This is a genomic window from Tardiphaga sp. (assembly GCF_025356345.1).
Lineage (GTDB): Bacteria > Pseudomonadota > Alphaproteobacteria > Rhizobiales > Xanthobacteraceae > Tardiphaga.
The window spans coordinates 1-7,429 of record NZ_JANXTC010000108.1 but is presented as its reverse complement, the minus strand read 5'-3'; the positions used below and the strand labels follow the sequence as shown (position 1 = coordinate 7,429).

The following is a 7,429-nucleotide window of genomic DNA, read 5'->3' as shown; positions in this document are numbered from 1 at the left end:
CCGTCGCCGTCATCGGCGGCGGCCGGCTCGGGCGCCGGGGCCACGCGCGGCGGGGCGGCGCGGAACGGGGTCGGCGCCGGTGGCGCCGCCGGCGGGGCGGCGACGGCGGCCGCGCCTTCGTCGCCATCGGAGGCGACCGGGGCGGCGATCAGCGCCGGGTTCATGTTGTTCTTGGCGTCGGGGCCGGCATAGGTGGCCTCGAGATCGATGATGTCGCGGAGGAAAATCTTTCCTTCGTTGAGTTCATCGCGCCAGATGATGATGGCCTGGAACGTCAGCGGGCTCTCGCAGAGGCCCGCGATCATCGCCTCGCGTCCAGCCTCGATGCGCTTGGCGATGGCGATTTCGCCCTCGCGCGACAGCAGCTCGACGGTCCCCATCTCGCGCAGATACATGCGGACAGGATCGTCGGTGCGCTCGCCGGGCTCGGATTTCTTGGTCTCGGTGACGGCCTTCTGGGTGACCTCGACGAGTTCGTTGTCGGTCTCTTCCTCGGCCTCTTCCTTGGTCTCTTCCTCGTCCGAATCGGCGTCATCCGCTTCCGACACGTTGATGCCCATCTCGGAGAGCATCGACATGATGTCCTCGATCTGTTCGGGCGACGTGGTGTCCGACGGCAGCACCTCGTTGAGCTGATCGAAGGTGACGAAGCCACGCTTCTTGGCCTGCTTGATCATCTTCTTGACGGCTGCGTCGGAGAGATCAAGCAACGGCGACGGCGCGTCCGGAGAATCCTTTTCCGGGGCGTCTGCAGCCTTGTCGTCTTTTTCTTTATCCTTGGTCTGCAGCGTCTTTGCCTTGGTGGCCATTCAATGCTCCTGAAACGCGATCACGCTGGGGGCGTTGCCGCCCCGCTTTGAATCATTTATCGGGTCAACCCGCCCGACGCGGAAAGGGCGGCGTATGCCTCGCCACCCTCAAAACGGCCTGCCGGTATTCGCACTTAAGCCCAAAGAGCGTTAAACTCTGATTAACCCTGTTTTTGCAGCTAAACCATGGGTTAGGCGAGTCTTTTCGCGGTTTCACCGGCGCCATTCGCATCAATTCGCGTCACACACTGCGCAGGAACCGGCCGGATGATTCGCCAAACCCCTCGATCAGGGCTTCAATACCGTCGACCTCGGCAAGCCTGGCCTTGACGTCACGCAACCATCCGTAATTGGTCTCGGACGCCTCTTCACCCAGAGCGAGTTCGGCGTCTTTCAACTCCCTAAGTAAGGAGTGCCACTGCCGATGCAAGGCAACCAGCTGCGTCCATGTCGAAAGAACGTCCTCCCGCGCCGCGCCGGGCTGCGCGGCCCACACGTCCTTGGTGGTAATTGCCTTCTCAACATGTTGCAATTGCTCATTAAATCCAGCCTTAACCAGATCTGAACGCATTTCCTCACTTTGCGCGACTTCGTCGCCATGATGATGCTCATGGGCGAAGGCGGCGATGATGCCGGCGCGCAAGCGGTGCATTTCCGGATGCGCCAGCTCCAGCGCGGCGACTTCCTCGAGCCGGTCATGCAGCAACCAGGGGTGGTTGATCAGGGTCTGCACGATCAGCGCCTCGCGCCGCGAGATGGCGCTGCGCTGGCCGCGCATGATCGAGGAATTGGCGAGCTGCGGACTGACCACCTGATAGGGCGAGCGGTTGATGGTCTGGCTGCCAGCCGAGGCGCCATTGCGCCCGCGCGGCTCGATCCGGCCGGCGGCACCAGGGGTGAAGGTGCGCGGCGCGCCGGGACGGCCAAAGCCGGGCTTGCCGCCGAAACCGCCAAATCCGCCGCCTTGACCGCCGCCCTGCCCGCCGCGGAACCCACCGCCGCCGCCATAGCCGCGGCCGGCATTGGGGGAGAACGTATTGCGCAGCCGCTCGGCGAGATCCTGGCGGTAATATTTTTTCACCACGTCGTCGCGGATGCCGTTGGCGAGCTCGTTGATGCGCGCCTCCAGCGCGGCGCGGCGCTCCGGGGTGGCAAAGTCGCCGCCCAGGGTGGCCTGGGCCCAGATCAGGTCGGACAGCGATTTGGCGGCGCCGATGACTTCCTCGACCGCGACGCGGCCGCCGGAACGGGCGAGATCGTCGGGGTCCTGGCCCTCCGGCAACAGGGCAAAGCGCAGGCTCTTGCCGGGCTTGAGATGCGGCAGCGCCAGCTCGGCGGCGCGCCACGCCGCCTTCTGGCCAGCCTTGTCGCCGTCGAAGCACAGGATCGGCTCGTCGGCCATCTTCCAGATCAGCTGCAGCTGGTTCTCGGTCAAAGCGGTGCCGAGCGGCGCCACCGTGGCGGCAAAGCCGACCCCGACCATGGCAATGACGTCGACATAGCCCTCGACCACCACCAACGTCGCGCCATTATGCGCGGCGGTGCGGGCGGTGGGGAAATTGTACAGATTGTCGCCCTTATGGAAGAGCGGCGTCTCCGGCGAGTTCATGTATTTCGCCGGGACGTCCTTCTCCAGCGCGCGGCCGCCGAAGGCGATGACGCGGTTGCGCAGGTCGGTGATCGGAAACATCACCCGGTCGCGAAACTTGTCGTAGGGCACCGGGATGTCGTCGCCGCCGACCAGGAGACCCGCTTCGACCATGTCGGCGGTGGAGATGCCCTGTCCGCCGAGAAATTCCTTCAGCGCATAGCGCTCGGAGGTGGCGTAGCCCATCCGGAACTGGAGCTGCACCGTCGGCGAGATCTGGCGGTCGGCGAGATAGCCGCGCGCCTTGGCGCCCTGGCGAGCGGTCAGCTGGTCGGCAAAGAATTTGGCAGCCAGTTCCATGACGTCATACAGCGTCTTGCGGCGCTGCTCGTGGCGGGCGGCATCCGGCGTCGCCGCCGGCAGCGCCACGCCGGCCATCTGCGCCAGCCGCTCGACCGCCTCCGGGAAGCCGCAGCCGTCGGTCTCCATCAGGAAGCTGATGATGTCGCCGTGCTTGCCGCTGGAAAAATCGTGGTAAAATCCTTTCTCGTCATTGACGAAAAACGACGGCGACTTCTCCTGCTGGAACGGCGACAGGCCCTTCCACTCCCTGCCCGCCTTCTTCAACTTGACGCGCTTGCTCACGACTTCCGAAACCGGGAGCCGGGCACGCAGATCGTCGAGGAACTGGGGCGTGAAGCGCATGGATGCTTATGCTTTGAGTCGGGGCGGCGAGTCCCGGGTGGAATGGCCGGGCCTTGGCCAGCCGACCATGGATATAGGTTTTGCAGCGGCAATTTTAACCCGGCGGCTTTTGCGCCCGCTATTCACAGGCCAGGTGACGGGTAGCCCGCTGCCGGACGCCTGCACGCTAGGCCCTCATGCTTGAACGGCGCAGCCGTCGGAGGCTGCCGCCGCTCCCGCCCCGGAATAACGGAACCCTTGAAAATAGTTCAGTTCCCCGTTCTGATGGCTGGATGTTCACGACATTCCGGGGCGGCAGCAGCGGTGCATGGCGGGTGATTTCGATGTCACCGGTCACCGGCGAGACGCTGCCCGCCGTGCCATCGCTGTCGGTGACGCATGCCGCCGCCATCGCGCTGCCGCTGCTGCCATCATCGAACGCGTGGCGACTGGCCGGCGTCGCCAGCCATGTGCGCTATGTCGAACGCAACGAGAAGGTCGCTTTGGTGGCGGTGCAGGCCGGGCTCGGCCGACCCGAGGCGAGTCATGCCGCGCTGATCCCGATCCGCAAGAATGCGGCGTGGTGGGATCTCACCCAGAACGAGCGCCGCCGCATCTTCGAGGACAAGTCGCGCCATATCGCTGACAGCCTGAAATATCTGCCGGCGATCGCCCGCCAGCTCTATCACTGCCGCGACCTCGGCGAGCCGTTCGACTTCCTGACCTGGTTCGAATTCGCCCCCGAACACGCCGCGGCGTTCGAGGAACTGGTGGCACAGCTGCGCGGCACCGAAGAGTGGAGCTATGTCGAGCGCGAGGCCGATCTGCGGCTGGTGCGGGAAAGAGTGTGAGCGGCGCCCAAGAGACAAATCCCACAAAGCGCACCTGATCCCTCGCTTCCCCCTGCATGGCTCCCATCCCGCCGGTCCGCCTTCCGCCTCACGGAAAGAGGCGGCATAAGACGGGATACGTCTCGTCTCGAAAGACCCCCATCTTGCCATCATCCGACACCTCCACCCGGGACGACGGTCCCGGCGGCTGGCTCATTTTTGCGTTCGCGCTCGCCTGCGGCGTGACGGTTGCCAATGTCTATTATGCGCAGCCGCTGGTCGGGCCGATCAGCCTGTCGTTCGGCATCAGCGTCGCCACCGGCAGCCTGATCGTCACCATGCTGCAGCTCGGCTATGTCGCGGGATTGCTGTTTTTTGCCCCGCTCGGCGATCTCGTCGAGAACAAGCGACTGATCCTGCTGACGATGTCGGCGCTGATCGCCTGCCTGCTGATCTCGACCGCGGCGCCCAATGCGCCGGTGTTCATCGCCTCCTCGCTGCTGCTCGGCATTTCCGCCGTCGGCACCCAGATGATCATCCCGATGGCCGCGCATCTGACCCCGGAGCGCCGCCGCGGCCAGGTGGTCGGCACCGTGGTGTCGGGCGCGCTGTTCGGCATCCTGCTGGCGCGGCCGCTGTCGACGCTGATCGCCGGTAGCTTCGGCTGGCGCGCGGTGTACTGGATGTCGGCGGCGGCGATGTGCGCGATCCTGGCGCTGATTGCGGTCGCGCTGCCACGCCGGCAGCCGCGGCATGCGTTGACCTATCCGAAACTGATCCACTCGCTATGGGACCTCTTGATCACCACACCGCTGTTGCGGCGCCGCGCCGCGATGCAGGCGCTGTTCTTCGGCGCCTTCAGCCTGTTCTGGACCGCGTCGCCGCTGCTGCTGGAGGCACCGCCGTTTTCGCTGGGCCACCTGGCGCTGTCGGCGTTTCTGCTGAGCGGTGTCGCCGGCGCCATGGTCGCGCCGCTGGCCGGACGGCTCGCCGACAGCGGCCACAGCCGCGCGCTGACCGGCGCGGCGATTGTCGCGATGGGGCTGAGCTTCGTGTTGACCTGGATCGGTGGCACCGGCTCGCTGACGGCCTTCGTGCTGGCCGGCATCCTGCTCGACGCCGGGTCGCAGACCCATCTGATCGTCGGACAACGCGCCATCTTCACGCTGGCGCCGGAAGTGCGCAGCCGGCTCAACGCGCTGTATATGGGCCTGTTCTTCTTTGGCGGCGCGGTGGGCTCGGCGGTCTCCGGCACCGCGGTGTCGCATGGCGGCGCGACCTATGTGAGCTGGATCGGGCTTGGATTCACGGCGATCGCCATGGTGCTGTTCGCAGCGGAGGCGATGGGGAAGAAGAAGTAACTCCCTGTGGTCCAGGCCAAGTGAGCGTCAGAGAACGCGGAGCCGGGACCCATCCCCTCCGAGTTCGCGGTTTAATCGCGGCTCACACAACAGCCTGGACATGATGGGATGGAGGCTATGGGTCGCGGGTCGGCGCTCGTCTTGCTCGCTGGCCCGGGACGACATGGGAAATTATTGCTCCAGAAATCTGCCGGATACGATCCGCTTCGCTTCATCGATGCGGCGATTGTAGATATAGGTCCACGCCTCCGCCACCGCGCCGTCGGCCAGCGTCACCGACAACGTCTCGCGCAAATACAGCGTCGGTGCCGCGTAGCCAGGACCGATGCTCTCATACCCGTCAAGCACGGCAAGCAATTCATCGTCGTCATGCACGCGGTACAGTTCGCCGAACACGATGTCCGCGACGTCATCCGATCGCAGCAGCCCCGGATAATGCGCCACCATGTAAAGCCTGCCCTGGCAGCGGGCTTCGCCCAGAAACTCGGCCGACGCCGCGAGCCGCCGCGACATCGGATGGTCGAAGCCGCGCATCAGGGTGCCATAAACAAAGACGAGATCCGGAGCAGCCATCGAACGCCTACGCCGCTTCCTGCTTGATCTCGTCCGAGATGACGAAGAACTTCACCAGGTCCATGCGGCCGAAACTGGTGGTCAGCGCCACGTCGGCGGCGTCGCGGCCGGTGCCCATCAGGATGCGGCCGATGCGCGCCTTGTTGTGGCGGGCGTCGCAGGTGTACCAGCGGCCCGACAGATAGACCTCGAACCAGCCCGAGAAATCCATCACCGAGCCATCGGGGATGATGCCGATGTCGCCCATATAGCCGGTGCAGTAGCGTGCCGGAATCCCCATGCAGCGGCAGAAGGTCAGCGCCAGATGCGCGTAATCGCGGCACACGCCATTGCCCTGCTCATAGACGTCCAGCGCCGACTTCATCGCGTGGGCGTGCTGGTAGCCGAACTTCACGTGCTTGTGGACAAAGCCGATGATGGTCTGCACGCGATTCCAGCCCGGATCGGTATGGCCGAACAGCGACCACGCCACGTCGGTCAGCTTGTCGGTCTCGCAATAGCGGCTCGCCATCAGATAAAGCAGGCACTCATCGGGCAGCTGGTCGATCGGCAATTGCTGCGCCGAAGGCACGATCAGATCAGGTTGGCCGGAATCGCGCACCAGCGTGTTGCCGTGAAAGGTGATGCCACCGGCCGGCGCGACGAGGCGGCCGCAGACATTGCCAAAGCTGTCGCGATAATAGGTGATCGGCACGTTGGGATCGGTGGTGATCGACTCGGTACCGACGATGTCGCCGTAACGCGACGGGTGGATGCTGAGCATCGTCACCATCGGCGTCGGCGTCGCGGCGTAGTAGGTGATCTCGAAGCCGACCTTGATGAGCATGCTAGCTTTCCACCTTTGCGTCGGCACCGGCCGAGACCACATTAATACTGACATCCATGCCGAGGAAGGCATCCGCCGAACCGAGATAGCTGCCGTGCAGCGGGATCGCCTGGCGCGGATCGCGCGCCACCGCGACGCGAATGAGATCGCGGCTGCCGACAATGCCGTTGGTCGGATCGAACTCGATCCAGCCCGCGGCGGGAAGATAGACCTGCACCCAGGCGTGGGTCGAACCGCCGCCGACATAGCCGCGCTGGCGGTCGCCATGGAGAAACAAATAGCCGGACACGAAGCGCGCGGCGATGCCGAGCCGGCGCAGCGCCTCGATCATGAACAGCGCGAAGTCGCGGCAGGTCCCGGAACGGGTCTGCAGCGTATCGAGCGGGTGCTGGGTGCCGTGTTCGTGGCGCTTGCGATAGGTGAATTGCTGGCGGATGCCGTGGGTCATGCCGCTGAGAATCTTGAAGGTCGGCGTCGGGCCTTCGGGATCGAGAAACTCGCGCGCCCAATACGCCAGTTCGCCATCGGGATCGCCATATTGCGGGCGGATGAATTCCTGCAGGTCAGGCAACTCGTCGGCACTATAGAGGAACGGATAAAAATATGCCTTGTCGTCCGGCGTCAGCGCGAACTCATCCGACGGCATCTGCTCGACCGTGGCGGTCGCATCAAAGGTCAGCGCGCGGGCACGCTCGTCGAAGGTGGCGATGGCAACGGAATTTCCGAACACGTCATGGATGTAGCGCAGCGACATCGGC

Annotated in this window: 7 protein-coding genes; 2 read left to right on the top strand and 5 right to left on the bottom strand. The window is 64.8% G+C overall.

Features of this window, described 5'->3' with window-relative positions; genetic code table 11:
* Window positions 1-809: RNA polymerase sigma factor region1.1 domain-containing protein (locus tag Q0S16_RS06200; protein ID WP_295846126.1), on the bottom strand; the 809-nt coding region annotated here is incomplete at its 3' end.
* A gap of 241 nt (window positions 810-1,050) precedes the next feature.
* The gene (dnaG, locus tag Q0S16_RS06195) at window positions 1,051-3,102 is read right to left on the bottom strand and encodes a DNA primase (RefSeq protein ID WP_295846124.1); all 2,052 of its coding nucleotides are present in this window, start codon (window positions 3,100-3,102) and stop codon (window positions 1,051-1,053) included.
* A gap of 272 nt (window positions 3,103-3,374) precedes the next feature.
* Here dnaG and Q0S16_RS06190 point away from each other — a divergent pair, with 272 nt between their 5' ends.
* Together Q0S16_RS06190 and Q0S16_RS06185 are read left to right on the top strand one after the other, a co-directional pair.
* On the top strand, window positions 3,375-3,932 hold the full coding sequence (locus tag Q0S16_RS06190; protein ID WP_295846122.1) for a chlorite dismutase family protein: 558 nt from the start codon (window positions 3,375-3,377) through the stop codon (window positions 3,930-3,932).
* 143 nt (window positions 3,933-4,075) lie between these two features.
* Window positions 4,076-5,272 carry an MFS transporter gene (locus Q0S16_RS06185; RefSeq protein ID WP_295846121.1) on the top strand — a complete coding sequence of 399 codons (1,197 nt, stop codon included), beginning with the start codon at window positions 4,076-4,078 and terminating at the stop codon, window positions 5,270-5,272.
* A gap of 171 nt (window positions 5,273-5,443) precedes the next feature.
* Here the strand turns inward: Q0S16_RS06185 and Q0S16_RS06180 are convergent, their stop codons facing one another.
* From Q0S16_RS06180 to Q0S16_RS06170, 3 genes are all read right to left on the bottom strand, one after another.
* Window positions 5,444-5,845, bottom strand: a complete 402-nt coding sequence (locus tag Q0S16_RS06180) for a gamma-glutamylcyclotransferase family protein (protein ID WP_295846120.1) — start codon at window positions 5,843-5,845, stop codon at window positions 5,444-5,446.
* A 7-nt stretch (window positions 5,846-5,852) separates the two neighbouring features.
* Entirely contained in the window at window positions 5,853-6,671 is an 819-nt protein-coding gene (locus Q0S16_RS06175) for a transglutaminase family protein (RefSeq protein WP_295846118.1), read from the bottom strand.
* Between the two features lies 1 nt (window position 6,672).
* On the bottom strand, window positions 6,673-7,429 hold a 757-nt coding region (locus tag Q0S16_RS06170; protein WP_295846115.1), incomplete at its 5' end, for a transglutaminase family protein.

Excerpts from the sequence above, each read along its gene's own strand:
- dnaG (WP_295846124.1), bottom strand. The coding sequence starts at position 3,102 with ATGCGCTTCACGCCCCAGTTCCTCGACGATCTGCGTGCCCGGCTCCCG.
- Q0S16_RS06190 (WP_295846122.1), top strand. The coding sequence starts at position 3,375 with ATGTTCACGACATTCCGGGGCGGCAGCAGCGGTGCATGGCGGGTGATT.
- Q0S16_RS06180 (WP_295846120.1), bottom strand. The coding sequence starts at position 5,845 with ATGGCTGCTCCGGATCTCGTCTTTGTTTATGGCACCCTGATGCGCGGC.
- Q0S16_RS06175 (WP_295846118.1), bottom strand. The coding sequence starts at position 6,671 with ATGCTCATCAAGGTCGGCTTCGAGATCACCTACTACGCCGCGACGCCG.